Below are 24,580 nucleotides of genomic sequence, written 5' to 3'. Positions count from 1 at the left end.
CAAATCGCGAGGTTTGGGAATCACCGTCCTTCCTTCGGCGGTGAGGATGTCAAGCCAAGATTGGACTACCACAGACGCTTCTGGCCGCAATCGATCGACCGAGATCGGTTCGACTTCACTGTATCGATCTTACAGAAAAGCGAGCAACCCCTCTGCTGTACTTCCCCCACCTCTTTTACGCCTGGGACGAACGCGCTGAAGAAGCGGCGTAGCACGAACGCCGCTTCTTCGACACTAGAAGCTCAAACCCTCTTTAGATTTCAATTGAGTAAAAATCCGATAGTTATCGAGGCGCTTTTCTTCGACACAGTCGCTGTACTCCTGGGCCGTGATGAGACTGTATTCGACATCTTTTGAGGTCATGGCGAGTGCGATTTTTAGAATTTCAAACAGGGGAATAACGCGCTTAATCTCCATTTGGCTTTGGGATTCGTAGTACCGCAATAAGACCGCCACGCACTGTTACATTCGGTCTAGGGATTGAGGCGAGACGAGCAACAGTTTCATCAAAGTCGAGACTAAGGTTAAAAATTTTCCGCGATCGACTAATTCTAAAAAGAGTTGAGCAGGAGTTTGGTAATCTTCTGTTGTGAGAAAATTGACGATCGCGTTACAGGTTTCCAAGCGGAGATGTCCCGTGGCTGGTTGTAGGTTTTGTTCGCCACAAAAACTATTAATTCGATGCCATAGAGTAACTTCTAAGTGAGTTTTGATATCGCTCGGCTCGGGACAAGACATCAAGTAGCGCAGCAGCATTTTTTTGAATTTTTTGTAAAATATTTGACTGGACTTACGGTTGAAATATTCTGCATTTTTGTGATGCTTGGCTGTGAACGAGCTGGCTAAAATGGTTTTAAAAATACGTAAAAACTCATCCCCGAAAATCGTAGGATTCGTTCGGAAACTCTGAAGCCGAGATTGAAAGTGAGAAACATATAGTGCCAAATCCATTTGAAAGCGCTTTTGAAGATACAGTGCCAACCGTCCCGAGAAATCCTGTTGAGATTGAGGGCGGTTGCGATCGAGATACATTGCTTTGAGGCAAAACTCGAAATAGCGATCGCTCCATCGAGTCGGGGCGATAGACCGAGATTCTATTTTTAATAAAAGTGCGATCGCCCGTCGTAAATCGGCGTAATCTCGACTGCTATAAAACGACTCGAACCACTGTCGCACCCGGTAGGGTAACAACATAGACGTGAGAGAGGGAGGAGCGAGATGGCGATCGAGCCGTTCGAGAAACTCGCCACAAGCTTCCCAACGCTTATCCCGGCCCCAAGCGACCAATATCAGATAAATCGAGTCTTGAAAACTCTCCAAAAATTCCGGTTGACACTCTCGTTCGACGAGTGCTTTCAATCCTAAAGTCGCGGCATTCTCTGAACGAACCAAAGGAGAAAACCAAAACTTAAAAAACCGATCCGAAACTTGGTGTTCCACCGAAAGCCGAACCAGATTTTGGAAATAATCGCGAATGACTGCGATATCGGCAGACATTGAGATCGATTTAAACCCAGGGAAATTAGGAGAATTTGGTAAATTCACGGTCGTACCTCAAACGAAAATATAGCGAGCGCTCCTGACGAATTTGGCTCAATTGATATCTGTTGACTGTGCGACCCCGATTTAACTGGCAGGCTCAGCCTGCGATCGCCCTAACGCTGCGATCGCCGAGAAGTCTCAGAAACCTGCCGCGCGATCGCCCGATTGCATTCAATACATTTATTGTTGCCCAAATCGGTCTGCGAGCTTGCGATCGAGCGCGGGTACTTACGCGATCTTACGGACATCAAAGCGTGACTCAGAGCTTCCGTCCGTGCGATCGCGATCGCAACCTCCCCCAGGATCGCCAGGATCGCCGCTCCCTCGTGATATGATGAAAGTCAGCGACCGAACGCGGTCGGCTCCGAGAGGCTCGCGAACTCGAGTTGAGGCTGCCACCGTTCCCTTTTCAGGAAATACTCGCAGATGACACCCCTCAACGAACCACTTCCTTGGGAAATCGACGCGAACAAACCTTTGGTTCCGGTCTTTTGTGAAGGGGATCTCGTAGGATACTGCGAACCCGAATACGCCAACGAAATCCTAGACGTAATGAACGAGCAGGACAAACTGCTCAAAGCCTTGCGGATGGCCTGTAGTGACCTGGTACGCAAACGCAAAGGCGATCCCGCCGAAGTCGAAGAACTGGTTCAAAAATACATCCAACGGGCCGAACGTCCCAAATCCGGCCCCCGCGCGATCGCCCTACTGCTGGCCGAACGCCAAAAACAGCTCGGCGTCAGCCCGCAAGAATTCCTCAAATTCTGCGATACCTATCGCGTCTCGTCAGAAGACATTAAAAATATGTGCGCCGGACGGGAAGTTCCCCACGACTTAATCGCCCCCCTCGCCCGCATCCTCGGCACCACCGTCGAACAAGTCCAAGACATCCTCGACGGCCTGGCTTGAACTCCCCCCTTCCAACACCGAGCGAAGCCAGGAACCTTACAAATCCCAATCCGGTTGTTCGATGGGAATTTGGATAAAGAACTCCGTTCCTTTCCCCGGTTGCGACTCGCACCAGAGACGGCCGCGATGCTTCTCGACCACAATTTGATAACTAATCGACAGTCCCAAACCCGTCCCTTTCCCAACAGGTTTCGTCGTAAAGAAGGGATCGAAGAGTTTGTCCACCATCTCCTGGGGAATCCCCACCCCGTTATCGCGAATTCGCACGATGACACTATCGGGTTCGTCGCAGGCGGTTTGGTTCTTCCCGTCTTTCGTACTACAAACGGCGTCGGTGCGAATAGTAATCGTGGGGGCGGCCGGGGCGTCTTGGCTGCGGAGTCCCGCCTCTTCCAAGGCGTCGATGGCGTTGGCGATGATATTCATAAACACCTGGTTGAGCAAGCCGGGGAAGCATTCAACGCGGGGTAAATCGCCGTAATATTCGATCGCCCGCACGGGAGCGATATCCCCTTTTCCTTTCAAGCGATTGTGTAGGATGAGCAGCGTATTTTCGAGACCTTCGTGAATGTTCACGGGTTTGACTTCCGCTTCGTCGAGACGAGAGAAATTCCGCAGCGACACGACGATTTGACGAATGCGCTCGGCGCCCATTTTCATCGAATCGAGGAGTTTGGGCAAATCGTCCTCGAGAAATTCCAGATCGATTTCTTCAATTTCCTCTTCGATTTCCTCGGGCGTCTCGGAAACGAGATCCCGATAGAGGCGAATCAATCCCAGTAGGTCTTCAATATAAGTTTCCGCGTGACCGATGTTGCCCGAAATGAAGTTAACGGGATTGTTGATTTCGTGAGCGATACCGGCCACCATCTGCCCCAAACTCGACATTTTTTCCTGCTGGATCAGTTGAGCTTCCGTTTGCTTGAGGTGTTCCATGGCCTCTTGAAGCTGTCTGGCCTGAGTTTGGGCGGCCAGAGCGGCGGCGCAGGTTTTGGCGTACAGTTCCGCTTGGTCGATAGCGATCGCCAGTTGGTCGACCACCGCTTGCAGGAGTTCCACTTCCGTTTCCGTCCAGGGTCGCGGCGTCGTCTGACAGCAGACGATCGCCCCGAACTGTCCCGATCGCGTTCCCAGCGGAAGCGTCAGTTGCGACGCGACGCCGAGGGATTCGAGGAACTCGCGAGTTTCGCCATTGGCCTCAGCGATATCGTCAATGCGTTCGAGTTCCAGTTGCCAAATTTTGGGGGCGAGGCGATCGCCTTGAGACAAGAAACTCTCTCCCAGCAAACTGGGCAACTGAGGATCGCAGGCTTCGTGAGTCACGGCGAGAGTCAAATTGGGATCGCTTTTGTCAGAACACCACAGGTAATAACAGCGATCGATCTGAAGCAGCGTGCGAATTTCGTGAACCGCCGTATCGAGAATCGTATCCAGGTCGAGGGAATTGCGGATTTGTCCGGCCAGCCGAAACAGCAGGGATTTGCGGCGGTTGACCAACGCTTCCCGGGCCCAGGCGCGATCGACCGACAAGCCGATACCGCTCGTGACCCAGTTGAGGATACTCGAACAGTCCTGTGTCCAAGGATGTTGAGAACAAAGGGTCACGACCCCTAACAGTCGTTCCTCCACGATGAGCGGATAGCAGGCCAGACCGACAATATTTTGATGTTTCGCCCAGTTGACCAGTTCGCGGAAATCGGGAATCGACGATCGATCCATATGGGGATCGTCACGATTGAGAGCGTTGTTCACGTAGGGTTGTCGCACCTTGGCCACCCAACCCACCACAGACTCCCCAAGAGTCACGCTGGGGGGAAACAGATAGTCTGGCAGCGAACGTCCGGCCATGGCCTGGCGCATCAAGGTGAGGCTCGATCGACCGTTACCGTCAGTGTTGAACTCCGCATGGGGCAGCGCGTCCTCGGCACTGACGAGCCAGATCGCGGCCGCTACCGCATCGAGGTTTTGAGAGAGGGCTTCAACGCAGAGTTCGAGACTTTTCGAGAGCGTTTGGCTTTGAGCCAGAGCCGCACTGACCGCCGTCACCAGAGCCGAGAGATGGGTGCGTTCGAGGAGGGCGTTTTCCTGACGTTTGTGGTGCGTGACGTCGCGAAAATAAATCGAGAGGCGATCGACTTCCGGGTGAACCCGAACTTCCAGCCAAATGCCCAGAGGTTCGTAGAATTCTTCAAAATGTCGGCAGGTTTGAGTGTCGAAGGCGGCTTGGCATTCTTCAGCGAAAACAGAATCTTTGAGGTCGGGAAACACCTCCCAAATCGTTTTTCCGAGAAGCTCGGATTTCTCGACGTTCCAAAGTTTTTCGCCCCGACGGTTGACGTAGACGAACTTCCAATGGTTGTCTACAGCAAAGAAGGCTTCGGTGATACTTTCGAGAATTTCCACGATGCCTTGGTAAGACGGCAAAGGGAAATGTTTGGCAAAACCGGGGCGGAGAGCTTGATGCCAGCTTTGGCGGACGACATCGAAGCCCATATCGTTGGAGAAATGGGTACCGAATTCCCGCAACGCCCGTAGCGATCGCGTGGCTTGACGACTGAGGGTTTCCAGCGCTTGTCTTTGGTCGTCATCGAGATAGTGCGCTTCGTAATCGAGAACGCAGAGCGTCCCCACCACAGAACCGTTGGGGGTGACGAGGGGAACCCCCGCGTAAAAGCGATAGTGGGGGGCCGTGGCGATAAAGGACAAGTTGGCAAAGCGATCGTCGGCCTGCAAATCGGCCACGATCATTAAGTGGCGATCGGTGACGGTGGCCGTACAGAGGTCGAAGCACAACGAAAAGCGATCGGGTTCGATGCCGATGGCGGCTTTGACCCAGTATCTCGGCTGTGCCGCCTCGTTACCGCCCACGGTGTTGATAAAGCCAATGAGAGCAACCGGAGCGTGACAAATATAGGTGGCTAAACGAGCCAGGTCTTCAAACGCTTCGTTGGGTTGGGTATCGAAAGCCAGAGAAGATGTCACTATTGAGGAATCTCGACGACGATCGGAACGAGAAGGATAAGCGAGCATAGTTTTGCCTAGGAGCCTTAGAAGACGAGATATCCGACGGGGGCGTTGGGACGGGTTTCGTCTTAGAGAGTACGTCAGCTCGCTCCTTCCTCTTTACTAGAGTGTCACAAAGCGTGTCACAAAGCGTGTCACCAAACGACAACGCCTCTCCCCCTCCTACTTAACGCATCCCTTCACGGATTGTCCGAGCGATTTGCTCTAAAGCTCCTTATTCACAGCGAGCGAGTCTGATGTTTCGATCTTAGCTTACCTAACCCTTATCTAAGAAACGATCCCGACAATTTTTCGACAAATTTAGTAAAGAGTCCTGGTGGAGCGCAGTTTCTTTTTCAATCTCTAACAAACTATTTAAGAAAATTTATAAAAATTATCATTTAATTGAAAAAAGTGTATTTTTCGATCCGTTAATATCATTTATTCATGAGACGATCGCGGGTTACAGTCGTGAATTCCCCTCTGAAAATGGCGCGATCGAGAAGTCGTTCTCACTCTCTTTTTGGAACAATCCACCGTTTCGGCAACAAGACTTAACTCAAAGGCGAACTCACAGGCGAGCTTGCGATACACTAAAAGAAACACCGTTTAACAAGGGGTATAGGAGGGAAACAGCGGTCAGAGCCACTGAAATCCCCGTTCGCATTGCCGAAATCTCAACCCCCCGAGTTGCCTGAAACTCAAAACTCGAGCGATCTCAGCTCGTCCCTCGATAAAAGTCAACTCTTTGGGGTTGAGTCCGAGGGGATTTCTCGTCCCTTGAGGTCTCGGGTCGCTCTCCCCTAGGGAGGAGGTTCGATCGCCAGTCTCGATCGCCGTTCGAGTTTGACGAACCCGCGACGTACCGCCACCACCAACCCCTCAAGGTTGTACGGTGATGTCGAAACGCAACGCCCAACATCAACAGCACTCCACATCAACAACAATGAGTGAAGAATCGTTGACAAGCACTGCGAAAAAACAACACCGTCCGACAGAGAAAACGATACGCCGAAAAGCAGTCGAGTCGTCAAATCGATCGCCCTCCCTGAAGCTGTAAACGGACTGATTCCCCTTGTAACCGCAGGAAATTCGATGTCTGGAGCCGCAATGACCCGCCCAACCGTTCTCGCTGTCGATGACAGTCCCGTCATGCAAAAGACAATTCAACGCATTCTCGGGGACGACTATCGAGTATTGCTCGCTGACAATGCCTTAGATGCGTTGAGCCTCATTTATCACGAGCCGATCTCCGTCGTTTTATTAGACGTAACCATGCCCGAAATCGACGGCCTCGAAATGTGTCGAACTGTTCGCAGCTTGCCTCAATTTCAATCCTTGCCCATCGTGATGTTAACAGCTCGCGATAAAGCCTTTGATAAAGTCAAAGGACATCTAGCCGGGGCCACAGAATATTTAACCAAACCCTTCGACGCCGATCGCCTCTTAGAAGTCGTCCGTCAGTACACCCACCAGAATTCAGCCTCGCCAGCGGAATCCTAACCCGAGGGCGTTCTCCCTCGTTGCCTTTTCCGATCGACCGTGCGAGGATCGAAACGGCAAAAGCCAACTGTCCCGACGCATCCAGCGATCGCCCCCCAGCGCGATCGCGTTCCCGACAAATTTCCACACCATCCGGCGCGATTTCCATGAGCGATCCGTTTCCCAATCCCTTCGGCGGCGGCCCGAACCCCTTCCAAGACAACGACGACTTACCGCAAGATCCCGTTTACGATCGATCCGAACCCCCCGACCTCAGCTCGACCGACTTCTCTTCATCCAAGCGTCGCGGGTCAGCAGCGCCCGTTTTGCAAAAATACTATCTCATGCTACTCGTCGGCGGGTTAATCCTCGGGTTGCTCGTCTCCATCGGCGTCGTCAAAGTCATCACCCACCTGGGACTCGACGAGGTGCCCAACCAAGTGGAAATGAGGAGATGATGAAGTGATGAGACGATGAGTCGAGAAGAAACGCCCAACGCTCAACGCTCAACTGTCTTTGTTTAACTTCGCTTTTGTTGCTCGAACCAACGCACCAAAACGCGGGCTAAGCGGACGGAGTTGTGACGAACCGAGCCGGATTGAGGATCTTCGGACATAATGTTAGCCAGAAGAATCTGACGACCGAGTCGTTCGACGACATCGCGATCGAGATCGACAGGGTGAGATTTTTTCTGAGCGTAGCGAATTAAGGCTTGAGCCGAAGGTTGTTGGTTTTGGACTAATACAGTATCGAAAAGTGGGCGATCGCCGCAGGCGCGATCGAGCGCCCGCACGTGGTCCGAGACCGTATATCCATCGGTTTCTCCCGGTTCCGTCATGATATTACAGACGTAAATACAGGGAACCTTTCGTTTGGCGATCGCCCGCACGATGTCGGGAACCAACAGATTGGGAATAATGCTCGTATAAAGACTTCCCGGGCCGATAACGATGGCGTCCGCCTGTTCGATCGCTTCCAACACCCGAGGTAACGCCGGGGGATTTTCCGGAATACAGCCGATTTCCGCAATTTTTCCGCGAGCTTCCGTAATACTCGATTCACCCTCAATGCGGCGTCCGTCCTCCAGTTTCGCCCAGAGGTTCACGTCCGTCAGCGTCGCCGGAAGCACCTGTCCGCGTACCGCCAACACCCGAGAACTCGCCGCCACCGCCCGTTCCAAATCTCCCGTAATTTCCGCCATCGCCGTCAGAAACAAATTCCCGAAACTGTGACCGCTCAAGCCGCTACCGGAGCGAAAGCGGTATTGAAACAGCTCCGCTAAAAGGGTTTCCTCGTCCGCCAAGGCGGCCAAACAGTTACGAATGTCTCCGGGGGGTAAAACACCGAAATCGCGGCGCAATCGCCCGGAAGAGCCGCCGTCGTCAGCTACCGTCACCACAGCGGTAATGTTGGCACTGTAGGCTTTGAGACCCCGCAGCAGCGTCGAAAGTCCCGTTCCGCCACCGATGGCGACGATTTTCGGTCCGCGATGGAGGCGACGCCGTTGGATGAGGGCATCGATTAACTCGCCGTCTCGTTCCGGTTGCAGGGCGTCGCGAATCGATCCCATACTGCGGGTTTGCCCCCAAAACACGAAGAGAATCCCCGCCAGCACCACCAGCGGACCGCTGATGTAGTTGGGAATCAGGTCGGTAATCGTGGCGAGAAACCCTTTGGTGAATTCCAGAATGTAGAAAACCGGCGTGAGTTTCGTCCAAATTGCCACCCCCAAACCGACCAGTAACACCCCCGTGGCGCTCAATAACAGCCAGCGTTTGTACGACAGACCTGGGGAGAGCCATTTAAACCACTGTTTGGCACGGTAGGGCGTGCGAGTGCGGGATTCCCGCTTGATATCCTTCAAAACTTGTTTCATCGCGAAATGTCGGACGTTGCTGTAGAAGGGGGGCGTCGTGATGCAAAGGGTGGACAGCTATCGAGTCGGATATTGGTTCGAGCGATATGGCAACATGATAGAGCAGTCGTGCTGGTGGACGAGGCGAGATCGATGGAGGAGCGATCAAACGGAGATCGGAACCCAAACCGGAACGGAGACCGGAACCCAGACCGGATAAATTGCCCTCACGAACCGCTCGTAGAACTCAAGGGCGTGTCGAAGGCGTTCGGCGATAAGGTCATCCTCGATCGCGTGGATTTAACGGTTTATCGCGGCGAAGCCTTGGGCATTATCGGACCCTCGGGAACCGGGAAATCGACAATCCTGCGGTTGATTGCGGGATTGATGCCGCCGGACGAAGGAGAAATTTACATCAAAGGTCAGTTGCGAAAAGGATTGATCGAAGACGGTCGCGATCCCATCGGCATCGGCATGGTGTTTCAACAGGCGGCGTTGTTCGACTCCCTGACGGTGGACGAGAACGTGGGGTTTTTACTGTACCAGCACTCACGCCTGCCGCGACAGCGCATCCGGAAATTAGTCGAAGAAAGTTTGGAACGGGTGGGACTGCCGGGAACGGCGGATTTGTACCCAGCCCAACTATCGGGAGGGATGCGAAAGCGGGTCAGTTTCGCTCGGGCGATTATCGCCGATCCCGACGATCCCACTCATACCCCCGAGGTGTTACTCTACGACGAACCGACAGCGGGACTCGATCCCATCGTTTCGACAGTGGTAGAGGATTTAATTCGCAATTTGCACCAGGGAAACCAACACTGTGGCTGTGGTACTTACGTGATGGTGACGCACCAAGAAAGTACGATTCGCCGCACGACCGATCGACTGCTTTTCCTCTATCGCGGTAAAGTACAGTGGGAAGGCGACGTGAACGAGTACAAACAGACGGAACATCCGCTCGTTCGGCAATTCCGTATTGGAAGCGTCGAAGGCCCGATTCAAGCGGCGGTGTAGTCGTCAACTGGTTGGAAAAGGACAGCACGAGAGGCAATCTATGCGATCGCGAACACTTCAAGAAGGCTCGTTAGGGCTGTTTGTGATTTTAGGGTTGGGATTGTTGGGCGTGTTGGTGTTGTGGCTGCGCGGCGTCAGTTTGAGGCAACAAAATTACGAGTTCACCATCGAGTTCGAGGACGCCATCGGCATGCAATCGGGCGCCCCGGTGCGCTATCGCGGCGTGACGGTGGGGCGGTTGTTGGAAATTGTTCCCGGCGTCAACGGGGTAGACGCGCGGGTGGAAATTTCCTCGGCGGAGTTAAAGATTCCCCGTCCCCAACGTATCGAGGCCAATCAGGGGGGCTTGATTGCCGAAACGACGATCGATATCGTGCCGCCGACGCAAGCCGTTCCCGATCCCTCCGCGTTGGCGTCTCCGGTATCGTCAGCGTGCAATTCTGAGAAAATTATCTGCCAGGGCGATCGCTTGCCGGGTCAGGTCGGCATCAGTTTTGAGGAGTTGATGCGCTCTTCGACGGACTTCACACAAGCCTTTGCCGATCCTGAAATTGTCGTGGAACTTAAGTCACTGCTTGAAAGTACCACGCAAGCCAGCGAAGAAATTGCACAACTGGCGCGGGATATGTCCACGTTGAGCGTGTTTTTCCAAGAGGAAATCGGGATGTTGTCGGATTCGGCCTTGGCGACGACGCAAACGGTGGGACAACTAGCCCGGCAGTTCGAGGGGACCGCGCAGGAAATGCAGCGATTGACCCGGACGGCCAACGAGTCCCTGGAAACGAACCACGTCACCTTGGCGGCGACCTTGGATAACGTGAATCAGTTGAGCTTGCAGTTAAATCGCGCGGCGGCGGGTTTGGCTCCGTTGTTACAGCGCAGCGATCGCACCTTAGCCCTCGCCAACGAGAATTTGAGCCGTTTTTCCGAGTCTGCCGTTTTGTCCGATCTCGAAACTTTGATGGACAACGCCACGGTATTGTCGGCGAACGCAGCAGCGGCCTCGGCTAACTTGCGGCAAATGTCCGATGCGATTAACGATCCCTCGACGATCGTTCTGTTGCAGCAAACTTTAGATTCGGCGCGATCGACCTTTCAAAACGTGGAAAAAATTACCTCGGATTTAGACGATTTGACAGGCGACCCGGCGTTTCGAGAAAATCTACGGCGCATCATTAACGGCTTGAGCGGTTTAGTGTCGCTGACCGAAGAGTTAGAACGGGAAACGCGATTGGCTCAAACTCTAGCCCCGTTGGAACTCAGTCCGCCCGGAGAAATAGAAGAGGGAGAGAGAGTTCTACGGCCGCGAGATTTAGAACCCTCGCCAGATTTGCCTAAACTGCGATCGCTCGAAATGCGGAGCGAATTAGACAAATCCCATCGAGAACAGCTCAAGGATTAACGGTATTCCATAGCAGCTTTTAATATCGATCGCTCCCTACCAACGATGGGGTTGGCAGGGTCGATCGCCTTCTCTATCGATCGACTTCCCATCGACTTCAACATGACAATATACCCATTTAGATAGTAGAGTGTGAACAATTGTTACGAAAGTTGCCCCCCTCGGGTGCAACCCTTTGGATGGAGTCGATCGAGAAATCAATGACCTTTGCGATCCGAAAAAATTGGTTTTCTAACCTACCCGCCGACTTACTGGCGGGTGCAGTTGTCGCGTTAGCCTTAATTCCCGAGGCGATCGCCTTTTCGATTATTGCAGGCGTCGATCCCAAAGTGGGATTGTACGCTTCCTTTACCATGGCCGTCACCATTGCCTTTTTCGGCGGACGACCGGGAATGGTTTCCGCCACCACCGGAGCCATGGCCTTATTAATGGTCACGTTAGTTCGAGACCACGGCGTCGAATACCTCTTAGCCACCACAATCCTGACGGGAATTCTTCAAATCGGTTGGGGATTGCTCAGAATTGGCAAGTATATGCGGTTTATTTCCAAAGCGGTGATGGTGGGATTTGTCAACGCTTTGGCAATTTTAATTTTCGACGCGCAACTTCCCCAACTCATCGATGTCCCTTGGGTGGTTTACCCGATGGTTCTCGGCGGTTTGGCAATTATTTATATTTTGCCTCGGTTTACAAAAGTAGTACCGTCGCCGTTGGTGGCGATCGTCACGTTAACCGTCATCGCGATCGCTGCTGGTGTAGAGGTTCCCACCGTTGGCGATATGGGAGAACTTCCCACCAGGTTACCGACCTTCGGCGTTCCCCAAGTTCCCTTCAATTGGGAAACCCTCAAAACCGTTTTTCCTTATGCCTTACCTCTCTCGATGGTGGGCTTACTCGAATCCTTTTTGACCGCCAGCGTCGTGGACGAGTTAACTGACACTTCCAGCGACAAAAATAGAGAAGCCAAAGGTCAAGGCATTGCCAACATTGTCACGGGATTGTTCGGCGGAATGGCGGGATGTGCCATGATCGGCCAATCCGTGATTAACGTAAAATCCGGCGGTCGCACGCGCCTATCTACCCTCAGCGCCGGGGTGTTTCTCTTGTTTTTTATCCTGGGGTTGGGAACCTGGGTTCAACAAATTCCAATGGCGGCACTGGTGGCGGTCATGATTATGGTATCGATCGGAACCTTTAGCTGGTCGTCGATTACGCATATTCATCGCGTTCCCCGCAGCGAAACGGTGACGATGCTCACGACGGTTGTTGTCACCATCGCCACTCATAACTTAGCCTGGGGCGTGTTGGCCGGCGTCAGTTTGAGTACGATCTTTTTCTCTCAGAAAATCGCTCAGTTGGTCTTTATCGATTCCGTTTTGAGTCCTGATGAAAACGAACGGATGTATAGTGTCGCCGGACAGATTTTCTTCGTGTCGGTAGAACAATTTAGGCAAGCGTTCGATTTCAAAGAAGATATCGATCGCGTGGTGATTAATCTCTCCAACGCTCACCTCTGGGATCGATCGGCGGTGACAGCCGTGGATAGAGTCGTGTTGGGCTTCCGTCGTAACGGTGTGGAAGTGAAGTTAATGGGATTGAACGAAGCCAGTGCTACCCTTCTCGACAAACACGCGGTTTTCGACAAACCGGAATCGTTGCAAGATTTGAGCAGCCATTAGGTGTTGATGGGATGAGGAGATGATGGGATGAGGAGATGATGGGATGATGGGATGATGGGATGATGGGATGAGGAGATGGGGCAAAGTTCCACATCGCTCCTCAATCATTTGTGGAAAATAACTTGTTAAAACTGGGTTCCGTTGGTCAATTGCTGAGATAGATCTATACAGCAATTGACCGAAATGGGATTTGGCACGAATCATTGAAACCCAGCTTTGCGACTTGCACGGGTGAGGGGTTCGCAGCTAGATCCCCGGCCTCTCGAAGATGCCGGGGATCTTTGTGAGATCTTTGTGAGATCTTTGTGAGATCTTTGTGAGATCTTTGTGAGATGTCTCGCTGAATTTACAGAGAAAATTCGCTATCAAATTGCTGGCGGGAAATGGGTTGAGGGATTTCTAACCCTTCTCCGCCGAGGAGTGTAAGGGGTTGGCCATCTACGGACAGCCAAACGGAGGCGTCGGGATCGAGACTGGTGGCGGTGTACACCACTTGTCCGAGGCGTCCCATCATGGAGGCGCTACCGCCGCCGGAAGTAAACTCTTGGGATAGGTTGATGTGAATGCCGTCGTTGCGAACGCTGAGGTCTTTGAGTTGTGTTTCCGGAGGAATGGTGTTGAAGGCGTTGTTTTGTTCGGGGGTGTCGAGGAGGCGAGCGAACGCGGCGGTTAAAATGGCGTCGGGTTCGTCACTGCTGGTGTTAACCGTGACATCTACCGGGACTAACTCGAACGAGGTTCCCGCATCGCGCAGAAAATAGGCTTGAAGAGTTTTCTCGACCGTCGGCGCGTCGGGGGCTTGTGTCGTCTCGTCCGGGGTGGGCGCTTCGGACGGTGGGGCGTCAGGAGGGCTGTCGGGGGTGACTTGAGACGGGTTCGTCACGGTGGAGGTGTCTGGGTTGGTGTTGTTGCGCGTCCACCACGTCGCCGCCCCACCTGCGACGAGGACGACAGCAGCGATTCCAGCGACAATTCCAAGAGAGCGGCGGGTTTGACGTGGGTTGTCCATGACGAAGTTAGCTCCTAACAGTTAAAGCTGAATACTGACTCGGTTCGATCGCGCCGTTCCGAAATATCCTGAATTTTGCGCGATCTTCTCAGAAAAAACTACAGAATTTCACCGCAATTTTCCAGAACGAAACGGGAAAAGCGGCACTCGAGAATTGTCCTATCCTATCTTTTATCGATTTTTGACTGTCTTTTACAGTCTTTTACGGGGATTTCGCCAACGCCTCAGCGCAACATTCCCAGAATTTCGGCGGCGGCGCGATCGCAGACGCCAGCGGTTCCGATAGCTGCCCGCATTTCCCGATAGTCGTCGAGGGTTTGCTGACGGCGCTGGGGATTCGAGAGCAATTCTAAGGCTTCCCGTAAGATATTCTCGGGCGTCACCTCTTCTTGCAGCAGTTCCGGCACGATCGCTTTCATTTGTACCAGGTTCGGCGGCGACATGAAGGGAATGTCGAATCCGAGGAGTTTTCGGGCAATCCAGGCGGTGACGGGATGGACGGCGTAGATGACAATTTGGGGAACGTCGAGTAACGCCAGTTCCAGGTTCACCGTACCGGATTTGGTGATGGCGAGGTCGGCAGCGGCTAAGACCTCCGGGGTGCGATCGCTCGTCACCTCCGCCCGCAATCCGTACTCCAACACCGCACGTTCCACGTCGTCGCGATAGGTTTCCAACGACAGGGGAATCCAAAACCGCACCTGGGGCAATTTCTCCTGTAACCGTCGCGCCGCCTCGAACATCGGTGGCACCAGCGATCGAATTTCTTGACGGCGGGAGGCCGGCAGCAGGGCGACGGCGAAGGTATCCGCGTCAATCTTTAACGTAGCGCGGGCTGTGACGCGACTGGGGGCGTCCGCAAGGCGATCGACGAGGGGATGCCCCACCCAGGTCACTGACGCGCCTTTGGCTTCAAAATAACGGGCTTCCTCGGGAAAAATAGCCAGGAGGTGATCGCTGGTTTCGACCAATCGCAGGGCGTCGCGATCGCTCGGCGACCAGACCCAAGTTTGGGGGGCGATGTAGTACGCCACCGGAACTTGGGGAAAGCGGCGTTTGATTGCTTGTCCGATACTGAGGTTCGGCCCCATATAGTCGATGAGAACCACCAAATCGGGAGGACGGGCGGTTAACTCAGCGATAGCGCGTTTTTGAACTTGCAAGGTAGGCAGAACGAAGGGCAGGGACTCCAACAGTCCCACCGACCCGATTTCGCTCGTTTTGGCCAGCAGTTTCGCCCCGGCCTCCGCCATGCGATCGCCGCCCAAGGCTACGATATCCAAGTCGATACCCGCTTTTTCCCCTTGTCGGTACAGGGCTTCGACTAACAGCGACCCTTGCAAGTCTCCCGAGACTTCCCCAGTACTGATAAAAATGCGATAGCTCACGATCGATCCCCACTCCCCCGCCGGCGTCCGACGATGGGGCCTCGCCGTCCCGGTTGTAGCGACCCCCGCAGGAACGCCTGCAAGTGTTGCAGTTGCGGCGTGTCGGGCAACAGTTCCAATTGCTCGAGAGACTCTTCTAACGTCAGTTGAGAGCGATAGAGGATGCGAAACGCCTTTTTCAAGACTTTAAACAGTTGCCCCTCTTCGGCATCGGCGAGTCCGGCTCGTTTCAACCCCACTTGGTTGAGGGCGCGAACTCGGCTCGGGTTGCCTTCAACGAGCATATAGGGTGGAACGTCGCGATCGATGCGACTCATACCGCCCACCATGGCCAGCTGACCCACGTGAACGAACTGGTGAACGCCGACGACACCGCCAATCCGCGCTCCTAGTTCGACGCGCACGTGACCCGCCAGTTCGACGGCGTTGGTAATCACTACGCGGTCTTCAACGGTGCAGTTGTGGCCGACGTGAACGTAAGCCATCAGCAAGTTTTCGTTGCCGATGGTGGTGGTTTCGCCCGCTTGGGTGGCGCGGTTGATAGTAACGTATTCGCGAATGCGGTTGTCGTTGCCGATTTTGACGCCGCTGGCGGCGCCGTCGTATTTGAGGTCTTGGGGTTCTAAGCCAATGGCTGCACCCGGAAAAATATGGTTGCGTTCTCCGATTTCCGTATCGCCTGCGACGACCACGTGAGATTCGATCGTCGTGTCGCGCCCGACCTTAACGCGCTCGCCGATGACTGAATACGCTCCGACGCGGACGGTCGGGTGGAGTTGAGCGCTGGGGTGAATGACAGCGGTTGGATGAATCATCTTCTGTCTGGTAAAGCCGTGCGGGGAGACGGGATTGTTGAGGGCGCAAGCCGGACGAACTGGATGCCCGTCAGTTCGAGGGCGCGATCGCCAACCCCTCGCTTCGTCAATCGCTTAACTATTCGGTTAACAGCGAGAACATCAGTTCCCCTTCGGTGACGAGTTGTCCGTCTACTTCGGCACGGGCGCGCATTTTGCCAAACCGCCGACGCTTCGTCCACATTAACTCGACCGTCATAATCATGCGATCGCCGGGAACGACGGGGCGACGGAAGCGCACGCCGTCAATTCCGGCGAACATAAACAGTCCTTCGTCCATTTCCGGCATTTGCGTAAGGACGATACCGCCGACTTGGGCCATGGCTTCGACGATGAGAACCCCTGGCATTACGGGCTGACCGGGAAAATGACCTTGGAAATGGGGTTCGTTAATGGTGACGTTTTTAATCCCGACGGCTCGCTCGCCCGGGACGTATTCGATAATGCGATCGACCAAACTAAAGGGATAGCGGTGCGGGAGCAGTTGCTGGATTTGTTCGATCGTCAACACCGTTGGAGTCGGTTCGGACGGCGTTTCGACTGTGTTGGTCGAGTTCGATTTCACGGAATTCGTGTCGGTAAGTGCGGACATAGTTAGATTCGATCGCTGCTGAAATGCGAAATAGGGCTTTTCTGGCCTGCTGAATATCGAGGAACTGTCACCAAAACGGTGACAATCCTCGCTCTCGCAACCGTCGAGTCAATTGAACGTGCAGGCGGTGACTGGCTTTATAGGCGATAAAATGAGCCGCTGGAATCGTTCCGAGCAAGCTCAAATCTCCTACTAAGTCTAAAATTTTATGACGGGCTGGTTCATTTGCAAATCTTAGGGGAGGATTGAGCCAGCGTTGGTTGTTGCAAACGAGGGCGTTTTCGAGGCTTCCACCGCGAACGAGTCCGGCGGCTCTGAGTCGTTCGACATCTTCGGCTAAACCGAAGGTTCGCGCTGGGGCGATCGCTTGCCCAAAGTCTTCTTGTTGGGGCGTCCAACTATACCACTGGTTGCCGATGGGACTCGCGGCAAAGTCGATACCGTAGCTGAATCGCACTTCGGGAGAGGGGAGCGCCGCCACGAAAGCCTCACCGTCGCGAACCCACAGGGGATCGTCTAGGGTTCGGACGGCGGCGGTTGGGGATTCGGTTCCTCCGGCGCCATCGATCGCGTCAATCCACGGTTTGGCCGATCCGTCAAGCAGTGGAATTTCTGCACCGTCGATTTCGATGCGGGCGCGATCAATGCCTCGTGCGGCTAAAGCGGCGAGGAGATGTTCGACGGTTCGCACGCTGGCTTCTCCCGCCGCTAGTTCGGTCGACAGTTGGGTTTGACTGACGGCGGCGATGTCGGCGGGAATCCTGGGGGTTCCCGCTAAGTCGATGCGGACGAAATATCGCCCTTCTCCGGCTTCGGCGGGAAGGACGCGCACTCGTGTGGTTTGTCCGGAGTGCAAGCCAATCCCCCTTTGCTCGAATCCCTGATTCAAGGTCGATCCGCCTCGAACGATCGCGAGGGATGGGTTGGGTCGTTTTGGGGGTTTTTCTTCTGTTTTAAACATGGTGGTTTGATGGGGTAAAAAAATATTTCTCTGCCGTCGTTTCAATTGAGCGATCGCGAAAGGATTAATTCACACCTGTTTGCTAAACCTATATTGCTAAAACTATCAATTTTTAAGGATTTTTATTTAGATCAAAACAAACTTTTTAGGGTTTATTTTTGGCTTAAAAATTATCAACAATTAACAGAAATATACTCACAAAATAGACACAGATAATACAGAAGTTTTGGCGATTTTATCGCGTTGAAGTTCGATTCAAAAACAGGGTATTCGGAGATTACGGTGTAATTTGTAAATTGGCATACAAAATTTGGGTAGGGGCGCATCCCCCCTTCTATACAATCTGCTTATCACCTCAAACTCCGAAGACCCCAAAAACAGGTAATCAAAAACAGGCAAAAAACGGGATGAGTTGGGTTTTGCTGGCGCTCAACCCAACCGACAAATTAAACTCTCAATTCAACGAACAATCAGTATTTAGAATCGCTGACCGATGCCGAAGTGAAAGCGATTGTCGCCGTCGTCGTTGATGCCGAAATCGATACGAATCGGACCGATGGGAGATTGAACGCGAAGTCCTGCCCCGTAACCGAATCCCGAACCGGGTTTGTCGCGAATTCCCGCCGGATCGCCGGGAACGTCGCCTCCGGTTCCCAAATCGCTACCCACGTCGAAGAAGAGGACGCCACTCAAAATCGAAAAGATAGGAAAACGATATTCTGCCGTGGCTTGAACGAACGATCGCCCGGTTCCCAACGCCCCTTCGGCATAGCCGCGAACGGAGTTGACGCCGCCGAGAACGAAAGCTTCATAGGGAGGCATGTCGCCGATAATCGTCCCCGCTTGTACGTTAAAAGCTAAGGCTTCCGGGCCGTCGGTAAAGTTTAAAAATTCAACGGGGAAGTAATAGCTGTAACTCCCACGTACCCGGTTGTAAAACACATCGGGATCGAAGGGAATCGCCTGTTCGGTACTGAAGCTGACGCGGTAGCCTCGTGTGGGATCGAGGGGGTTGTTGCGGCGATCGCGGGCGATTCCGAAGCGCAGGCTGGGAATAAAGTCGGTACCGTCTTCGCTGGCGGACAGTAAGTTTCCGTCTTCGTCGCGGGGTTCTCGATCGCCGTCAGCGTCGCGAATGGTGACTTCTTGGACTTCTAAGCCTAACGAGGCTGTCCAGGCTTGGCGAGTCCTAAACACATCTCGCGTGAGGGGACGAGTGAAGGTGACGGCGCCGCCGATGCGATCGATCCGAGGGCGATCGCCGTTGTCGAGTTCCACTTCTCTCTGATCGGGGCCGCTATCGAACACCAAGGAGATCGATCGCCGCCGGAACAAGTTGACGTTATAGGCGGTGCGATAGGGATCGCCGCCAATCCAAGGATCGGTAAAGTTAACGTCGAAGAACAAGCCCCGCGTCCCCAACTGTACCTCCGCCCCCAAAATCTGATTGTTTCCGCCGAGGTTCTGTTCTTGGAAACTGACAGTTCCGAAGAAACCGCCAACGGAACTAAACCCGCCCCCAGCGGCGATCGATCCGAAACTTCCTTCAATAACGTTAATCACCAACACCGCTTGACGGGGATCGGTTCCCGGTTCGACGGAGAGGTTCACGTCCTCGAACAGTCCCAAGCCGAAAATCCGCTGTAAGTCCCGTTGAATCACATCGCGGTTGAGGACATCTCCCGGTTGCGATCGCATCTCCCGAGTAATAATAAATTCGCGAGTGCGTCCGTCAACGGGTTCTCCGTCTTCGTCGACGAGTTCCCCTTCTTCGCTGAGGAAGCGAATTTCAATATCTTCAATACGTCCCTCAGCCACGTCCAAAGTAACGACGCCGTCCTCGGAGACGGTAGGCGGGGCGATAAGTCCTTCTTCGGGAACGGGGGGGTCGATGACTTGCGCCAAAACGTATCCGTTGGTTTGATACCACTGGTTCAACTCTTCGATTCCCCGTTGGAACTCCCGCAGGTTGAGGATGTCGCCGTAGGACTCCCCGAAGATTTCGTCGAGTTTCTCTTGGGTTAAAACTTGGTTGTTGCGGGCGGTGACGCGGTTGAGGGTGGGGTTCGGTAAGACTTCAAAGATGACGCGCACCCCTAGGGGCGTTTCTTCGGCCTGAGGTTCGACGCGACCGAAAAATCCTGTGGTGTAGATGGCGTCGACGTCTTCTTGAAGTTGGCTAGAGGTGGTGGTGCGCCCCGGTTGGGTGCCGATGGTGTCGTAGACCAATTCTTGGAGATCCTGGGGAATCTCTTGTCCGCCAGGGCCTCTCACCACCACTTCGGAAACCAGGACTTGTGGCTGTTGCTGGGGGGTCGTTTCGGCTGGGTTTTGCGCCTGTTGTGTCGGTTTTGGGGGAGATGCGCTCGAGGCGGCCATCTCGAGAGCCGGAATTTCGAGGGCGATGGTCTCAGCATCGCGAGACGGTTGGCCGATTTCCACCGACTCGACGCCTTCAACCGAACGGTTCGAGAACTCCTCGCTTTCTCCGGAGTCGGTGAGTTCTGTTTCTAACTGAATGTCGAATTCGGTTTCGAGTTCAGGGTCTAATTCAGTGTCTGAGTCTGTCTCGAATTGAGGGTTGGACTGGGTGTCTGAGTCGGCCTCGAACGCCGTCTGTACGATGTCGCTGTCGCGGTCGATCGCGTCCGAGGGTTTGAGGGGCGTCGTCGCAGTCGGAGCCGGTTTTTCGGGTGAGGTGTCAGTGGGGGCGAACGGCCGTTGGCCCCGAGCTTTGTACTCTGAGGTATCGATCGCGATCGCCGACTCGTTCGGAGCGATCGATCGCGCCTCTTTCGCGTAAGTCACGTTTCCCTGGACGAAGGCGATCGCCACCGGCCAAATTGTTAACCAAGACCACTTGAGTCTGTCCACGATTGTCTTTTTCCTCCACACACGAAATCCCGGCATCCATCAAACGTCCGGACGGTTGGTCTAAAGTCGGTCGAGCTAAAGTCGGTCGCTTTAAACTGTACTCGGTTTCCCTGACGTTTTTGGATTAGGTTGCCGCATTCGACGACGCCTCAACTTGTGCGAGAACGCGCTCTAATACCTGTTCGTAGGCGGATTCGACTTGTCCTAGGTCTTGTCGGAAACGGTCTTTATCCATCACGCGCCGTTCGGGATCGCTTTCCCGCCGATCCCACAACCGACAGGTATCGGGACTGATTTCGTCGGCTAAGACGATTTGACTGTCTGAGGTGGTGCCAAATTCGAGTTTGAAATCGACGAGGGTAATCTCGCAACTGGCGAAAAACTCTGACAGGTGACGGTTGACGGTTAACGCCAGTTCCCGCAAGCGATCGATTTCCTCCGGCGTCGCCAGGTTCAGCAACCGCAGGCGATCTCTCGTTAACAAGGGGTCGCCCAACTCGTCGTTTTTATAGAAAAACTCCACCAGCGGCGGATCGATTTCCGTTCCCAGGGTAATTCCGGTTTGACGACAGAGACTTCCGGCGGCTACGTTGCGGACGACCACTTCTAGGGGAACGATTTCCACCGCTTTCACGTGCATCCGGTCGATGGCGGGGGTGTCCAACCAATGCGTCGGAACGCCGCAGGCTTCGAGGCGTTGGAACAGATGAGTAGAAATGGCGCAGTTGATTTCCCCTTTGCGGACGATCGTACCCCGTTTGGCGGCGTTGAAGGCCGTGGCGTCGTCTTTGAAGTGAGCGACGAGAACTTCAGGATCGTCGGTGGCGTAGAGGATTTTGGCTTTGCCTTCGTACAGCTTTCGATCGGCGGACATGAATTTCAGCTTCGGTGCTTGTAGTGGAGCGGCCGCTCTGCCCCAAGGCAGGGGTCTGGCTTCACAATTCTATACTGATTCCTGTTTTTTGGATTGATACGGGGTTCGATTTCCCTCAATCTCTTCACCGAGGGGCTACGTCCCGTTTTCGCGATCGAAGGGTTTGACGGGTAGCACTACGGTAAATTCTGCGCCCCGTTCTACTTCGGACTGGACGTGAATGCTGCCGCGATGGTTTTCGATAATTTGATAGCAAATGGCCAGTCCTAACCCCGTTCCGGCGCCGACGGGTTTGGTAGTAAAAAACGGATCGAAGATTTTTTCGATCAGTTTTGGTGGAATTCCCCGGCCGTTATCGCGAATTCGCACGCAGACGCGATCGCCGTTCAAGGGTTCGGTCGAGACGATTATTTTCGGCTCTTTGAGCGGCGTCTCGATGGCGGAGGTTTCTATCGATCTCTCGCTAACTGCATCAATGGCGTTACACAGCAAATTCATCCAAACCTGGTTCAGTTGCGCCGGATAACAGTAGGTTTTGGGTAACGTTCGATAGTCTTTAACGATTTCGATATGGCCTTGAATGCGATGGTTGAGAATCACCAAGGCGCTATCGAGACCTTCTTGGAGATCGACCCGTTTGAACTCGGCTTCGTCGAGGCGAGAGAAATTCCGCAGCGACAACACGAGTTTTAAAATTCGCTCGGCGCCGATTTTCATCGAATCGATGATTTTCGGCAAATCGGAGGCGATAAAATCGAGGTCGATCGCTTCGATTTCCGCTTCTAAATTGGGAGTTAAATCGGGGATTTCTTCTCGATATAACTGCATTAAACCCAACAAATCTTTCACGTAATTGTCAGCGTAAGCTAAGTTGCCGTAGATAAAATTAATGGGGTTGTTGATTTCGTGAGCCATCCCCGCCACCATTTGCCCGAGGGCGTACATTTTCTCGGATTGAATCAGGTGGGCTTGGGCTTTTTGTCGCTCTCGCAGGGCTTCTTCGAGTTGTTGGGTTTGCTCGCGCAAGCGGCTTTCGCTGCGACGCAGGGCTTCTTCAGACTGTTTGCGATCGGTGATATCGATTCCCACCGCCACCGTCGCCCGTCCTTCGTCGTATTTTTGGGCGGCGATGATGTAGTAGCGATCGACACCGCGAACGTTGGCTTGGATGACTTGGGATGAATATAAATCTTCGTTGTGGAGGAACGCTCGCACGAACTCCACGAATTCGGGGCTGTTTTTCAGAAAGCCCAGTTCCTTACCTACGAAGGTTTCCGGCGGCATATTATAGCTGGCAGCCAGATGGCGGTTGACGCCGAGATAGCGCCCGTCTGCGCTAATCCACGAGACGAAACCGGGAACGGCGTCTAATACCGCTCGTAGTTGCTCCCTCGCCCGCTGGACTTCTCGGGCGTCGGCGTTCCGTTTGGAGAGGGGACGGGCGACAATACAACTATAAGGCTTGTCGGTCTCGACGATATAGCTGGTAGTCGTTTCCACGGCGATGGGAGCGCCCGTCACCGTGATATAGGTTGTATCCCGTTCGATCGCGCCGTTTTCTTGTAACTCGTTCCAGTAACTTTCCCAATCTTCCTTGGTTAATTCGGCATCGATTTGCCAAATTTTTTGAGAAAGAAGTTCGTTTCGTTCCCAGTTGAGTAGACGAGAAGCCGCTTGGTTCGCGTAAAAAATCTCGGCGTTGCTGTCGGACAAGAATACAGCATCTGCCATGCGATCGAGCGACAACTGAGCGAGTTGCCCGATTTCAACGCTCGAGGATTTCAAATCTCGCATGACAAGTCTCTGGCAATTGTAGTTGAGGCATTGAGGAGGCGGATACAGAAACCACGCCTATTGTTTCGTATCTTAACACCTCTCCCGAGAGCGAGTAGACCGTGAAATCGCGGGTTTAACGGACAAATAACGGCAATACTAGAATGACGAAGTAATACACTAACGGCGCGGTGAATACATAGCTATCGGTTCGATCTAAAATGCCGCCGTGACCGGGAATTAACTGCCCCGAATCTTTCACCCCGGCGTCCCGTTTCATCATGGACTCGGTGAGATCTCCCATGAGACTGGCTAACCCGATGGCTAATCCCATCAGGGCCCCGGATATCGCCCAGAGGGGCCATCCGAGACACCAAGCCCCGAAGGCACCGACGGCGGTACTGCTGGAAATGCCAAAAATCGCACCCTCGACGGTTTTCTTGGGACTAACAGCCGAGAGGCGAGTGCGTCCGAAGGTTTTACCGAAAAAGTACGCTCCGATGTCGGCCGCCCAAATGCAACCAAAGGCTAAGAGGGTGATGCACAAGCCTTGGGGGAGATTGTTCAAAAATTGGAAAGACGACCCGTTCTCGAAGAAGGGGACGGAACTGGCGACGACGGTGCGATCGAAGGGTAAGGGGACGAGATCGAGTTCGACGCGCAGGCGAATCCAGTAACTCGGTAGCAAACCGCCGTAAAACAGCCCCAAAATGGATGTAGAAATATCGGCGATCGAGGCCAGTTTGGGTTGAAACAGCAAATACGCGCAAATCAGACCGCCCGCCACGGGAAAGGCAACGCTGACTAAATCCGGAGCGATCGCCGCCGTGAGCAGCAAGACTTGCGACAGGACGAAGGTGGTTTTGGCGGCGGGGGCGATGCCTTTGGCCGTGACGAGTTGGAAGTATTCTCGCTGACCGAGAAAGACGATCGCGCCGAAGAAGACAACAAAGTACCACCCACCTAAAACGATCGCCGCCAACGCGACGACGATCGCGACAATTGCACTAACAAGCCTAGCCCAAGACATATTGATGTATCGCTGTTCGGAATTGGAAAAATCGGGGAAAACACCACGGCAACTCGATCTTCTCCTGTCGAGACCGTTGCCTGCGTAATCTTAAGATTAAAAACACATTAAGAAAAAAATAGCCCCAATCTATCCATTGTCGCATGTTTTGCAAGGTTCGATCCGGGCTTTTGAGAAGGGAGATGGGGAAATTTCACATCATCCCATCATCCCATCACCTCATCATCCCATCACCTCATCATCCCATCATCCCATCATCCCATCATCCCATCACCTCATCATCCCATCCCCTCATCGAAAATTTTGGGTTTGAAACCCCGCCCTTCTAGGGCGGCTTTA

At 53.6% G+C, this 24,580-nt stretch carries 21 protein-coding genes; 7 read left to right on the top strand and 14 right to left on the bottom strand.

Annotated features, from left to right (window positions below):
* Positions 1-234: 234 nt before the first annotated feature.
* On the bottom strand, positions 235-456 hold the full coding sequence (locus ACP5D4_RS14895) for a hypothetical protein (protein WP_428012411.1): 222 nt from the start codon (positions 454-456) through the stop codon (positions 235-237).
* Between the two features lie 6 nt (positions 457-462).
* Positions 463-1,359, bottom strand: coding sequence for a hypothetical protein (locus tag ACP5D4_RS14890; RefSeq protein ID WP_428012410.1), 897 nt, complete (start codon positions 1,357-1,359; stop codon positions 463-465).
* 254 nt (positions 1,360-1,613) lie between these two features.
* On the opposite strand from ACP5D4_RS14890, the gene ACP5D4_RS14885 reads away from it, so the two are divergent.
* Both ACP5D4_RS14885 and ACP5D4_RS14880 read left to right on the top strand, forming a co-directional pair.
* Positions 1,614-1,877 (top strand): hypothetical protein, encoded by a 264-nt coding sequence (locus ACP5D4_RS14885; RefSeq protein ID WP_428012409.1) that lies wholly within the window; start codon positions 1,614-1,616, stop codon positions 1,875-1,877.
* 91 nt (positions 1,878-1,968) lie between these two features.
* The gene (locus ACP5D4_RS14880) at positions 1,969-2,451 is read left to right on the top strand and encodes a hypothetical protein (protein WP_428012408.1); all 483 of its coding nucleotides are present in this window, start codon (positions 1,969-1,971) and stop codon (positions 2,449-2,451) included.
* Positions 2,452-2,487: 36 nt separating this feature from the next.
* On the opposite strand, the gene ACP5D4_RS14875 is transcribed toward ACP5D4_RS14880, so the two are convergent.
* Positions 2,488-5,433 (bottom strand): GAF domain-containing protein, encoded by a 2,946-nt coding sequence (locus tag ACP5D4_RS14875; protein WP_428012407.1) that lies wholly within the window; start codon positions 5,431-5,433, stop codon positions 2,488-2,490.
* A gap of 824 nt (positions 5,434-6,257) precedes the next feature.
* Entirely contained in the window at positions 6,258-6,392 is a 135-nt protein-coding gene (locus ACP5D4_RS14870) for a hypothetical protein (RefSeq protein ID WP_428012406.1), read from the bottom strand.
* A 157-nt stretch (positions 6,393-6,549) separates the two neighbouring features.
* Here ACP5D4_RS14870 and ACP5D4_RS14865 point away from each other — a divergent pair, with 157 nt between their 5' ends.
* Both ACP5D4_RS14865 and ACP5D4_RS14860 read left to right on the top strand, forming a co-directional pair.
* Positions 6,550-6,957: a response regulator gene (locus ACP5D4_RS14865; RefSeq protein ID WP_428012405.1), complete on the top strand. Its 408-nt coding sequence runs from the start codon at positions 6,550-6,552 to the stop codon at positions 6,955-6,957.
* A gap of 20 nt (positions 6,958-6,977) precedes the next feature.
* Positions 6,978-7,394, top strand: coding sequence for a hypothetical protein (locus ACP5D4_RS14860; RefSeq protein ID WP_428012404.1), 417 nt, complete (start codon positions 6,978-6,980; stop codon positions 7,392-7,394).
* 62 nt (positions 7,395-7,456) lie between these two features.
* Here ACP5D4_RS14860 and ACP5D4_RS14855 read toward each other — a convergent pair whose 3' ends face one another.
* Positions 7,457-8,812: a gluconeogenesis factor YvcK family protein gene (locus tag ACP5D4_RS14855; RefSeq protein WP_428012403.1), complete on the bottom strand. Its 1,356-nt coding sequence runs from the start codon at positions 8,810-8,812 to the stop codon at positions 7,457-7,459.
* 108 nt (positions 8,813-8,920) lie between these two features.
* Between ACP5D4_RS14855 and ACP5D4_RS14850 the strand changes: the two genes are divergently transcribed.
* The 3 genes from ACP5D4_RS14850 to ACP5D4_RS14840 all read left to right on the top strand — a co-directional run bounded on the left by ACP5D4_RS14850 (position 8,921) and on the right by ACP5D4_RS14840 (position 12,886).
* Entirely contained in the window at positions 8,921-9,805 is an 885-nt protein-coding gene (locus ACP5D4_RS14850) for an ABC transporter ATP-binding protein (RefSeq protein WP_428012412.1), read from the top strand.
* A 40-nt stretch (positions 9,806-9,845) separates the two neighbouring features.
* Entirely contained in the window at positions 9,846-11,207 is a 1,362-nt protein-coding gene (locus tag ACP5D4_RS14845; protein ID WP_428012402.1) for an MlaD family protein, read from the top strand.
* 200 nt (positions 11,208-11,407) lie between these two features.
* The gene (locus ACP5D4_RS14840; protein ID WP_428012401.1) at positions 11,408-12,886 is read left to right on the top strand and encodes a SulP family inorganic anion transporter; all 1,479 of its coding nucleotides are present in this window, start codon (positions 11,408-11,410) and stop codon (positions 12,884-12,886) included.
* A gap of 346 nt (positions 12,887-13,232) precedes the next feature.
* On the opposite strand, the gene ACP5D4_RS14835 is transcribed toward ACP5D4_RS14840, so the two are convergent.
* The 9 genes from ACP5D4_RS14835 to ACP5D4_RS14795 form a co-directional block, all read right to left on the bottom strand.
* Entirely contained in the window at positions 13,233-13,895 is a 663-nt protein-coding gene (locus tag ACP5D4_RS14835) for a GerMN domain-containing protein (protein ID WP_428012400.1), read from the bottom strand.
* A gap of 224 nt (positions 13,896-14,119) precedes the next feature.
* Positions 14,120-15,283 carry a lipid-A-disaccharide synthase gene (gene lpxB / locus ACP5D4_RS14830; protein WP_428012399.1) on the bottom strand — a complete coding sequence of 388 codons (1,164 nt, stop codon included), beginning with the start codon at positions 15,281-15,283 and terminating at the stop codon, positions 14,120-14,122.
* Positions 15,280-16,098: an acyl-ACP--UDP-N-acetylglucosamine O-acyltransferase gene (gene lpxA, locus ACP5D4_RS14825; protein ID WP_428012398.1), complete on the bottom strand. Its 819-nt coding sequence runs from the start codon at positions 16,096-16,098 to the stop codon at positions 15,280-15,282. The genes lpxB and lpxA overlap by 4 nt, the downstream gene beginning before the upstream one ends.
* Positions 16,099-16,216: 118 nt before the next feature.
* On the bottom strand, positions 16,217-16,729 hold the full coding sequence (gene fabZ / locus ACP5D4_RS14820; protein WP_428012397.1) for a 3-hydroxyacyl-ACP dehydratase FabZ: 513 nt from the start codon (positions 16,727-16,729) through the stop codon (positions 16,217-16,219).
* Positions 16,730-16,796: 67 nt separating this feature from the next.
* Positions 16,797-17,690, bottom strand: a complete 894-nt coding sequence (lpxC, locus tag ACP5D4_RS14815) for a UDP-3-O-acyl-N-acetylglucosamine deacetylase (RefSeq protein WP_428012396.1) — start codon at positions 17,688-17,690, stop codon at positions 16,797-16,799.
* Between the two features lie 477 nt (positions 17,691-18,167).
* Positions 18,168-20,564 carry a BamA/TamA family outer membrane protein gene (locus ACP5D4_RS14810; RefSeq protein ID WP_428012395.1) on the bottom strand — a complete coding sequence of 799 codons (2,397 nt, stop codon included), beginning with the start codon at positions 20,562-20,564 and terminating at the stop codon, positions 18,168-18,170.
* Between the two features lie 124 nt (positions 20,565-20,688).
* Complete coding sequence (gene purC / locus ACP5D4_RS14805) at positions 20,689-21,438, bottom strand: phosphoribosylaminoimidazolesuccinocarboxamide synthase (RefSeq protein ID WP_428012394.1); 750 nt, start codon at positions 21,436-21,438, stop codon at positions 20,689-20,691.
* A gap of 135 nt (positions 21,439-21,573) precedes the next feature.
* The gene (locus ACP5D4_RS14800) at positions 21,574-23,232 is read right to left on the bottom strand and encodes a PAS domain-containing sensor histidine kinase (protein ID WP_428012393.1); all 1,659 of its coding nucleotides are present in this window, start codon (positions 23,230-23,232) and stop codon (positions 21,574-21,576) included.
* Between the two features lie 115 nt (positions 23,233-23,347).
* Positions 23,348-24,241 (bottom strand): phosphatidate cytidylyltransferase, encoded by an 894-nt coding sequence (locus ACP5D4_RS14795; protein WP_428012392.1) that lies wholly within the window; start codon positions 24,239-24,241, stop codon positions 23,348-23,350.
* Between the last annotated feature and the right edge of the window lie 339 nt (positions 24,242-24,580).

Origin of the sequence: Baaleninema sp., assembly GCF_049974805.1 — a bacterium.
GTDB lineage: Bacteria > Cyanobacteriota > Cyanobacteriia > Cyanobacteriales > Geitlerinemataceae > Baaleninema.
The sequence above is the reverse complement of the archived record's forward strand: the minus strand, read 5'-3'. Positions and strand labels throughout refer to the sequence as shown.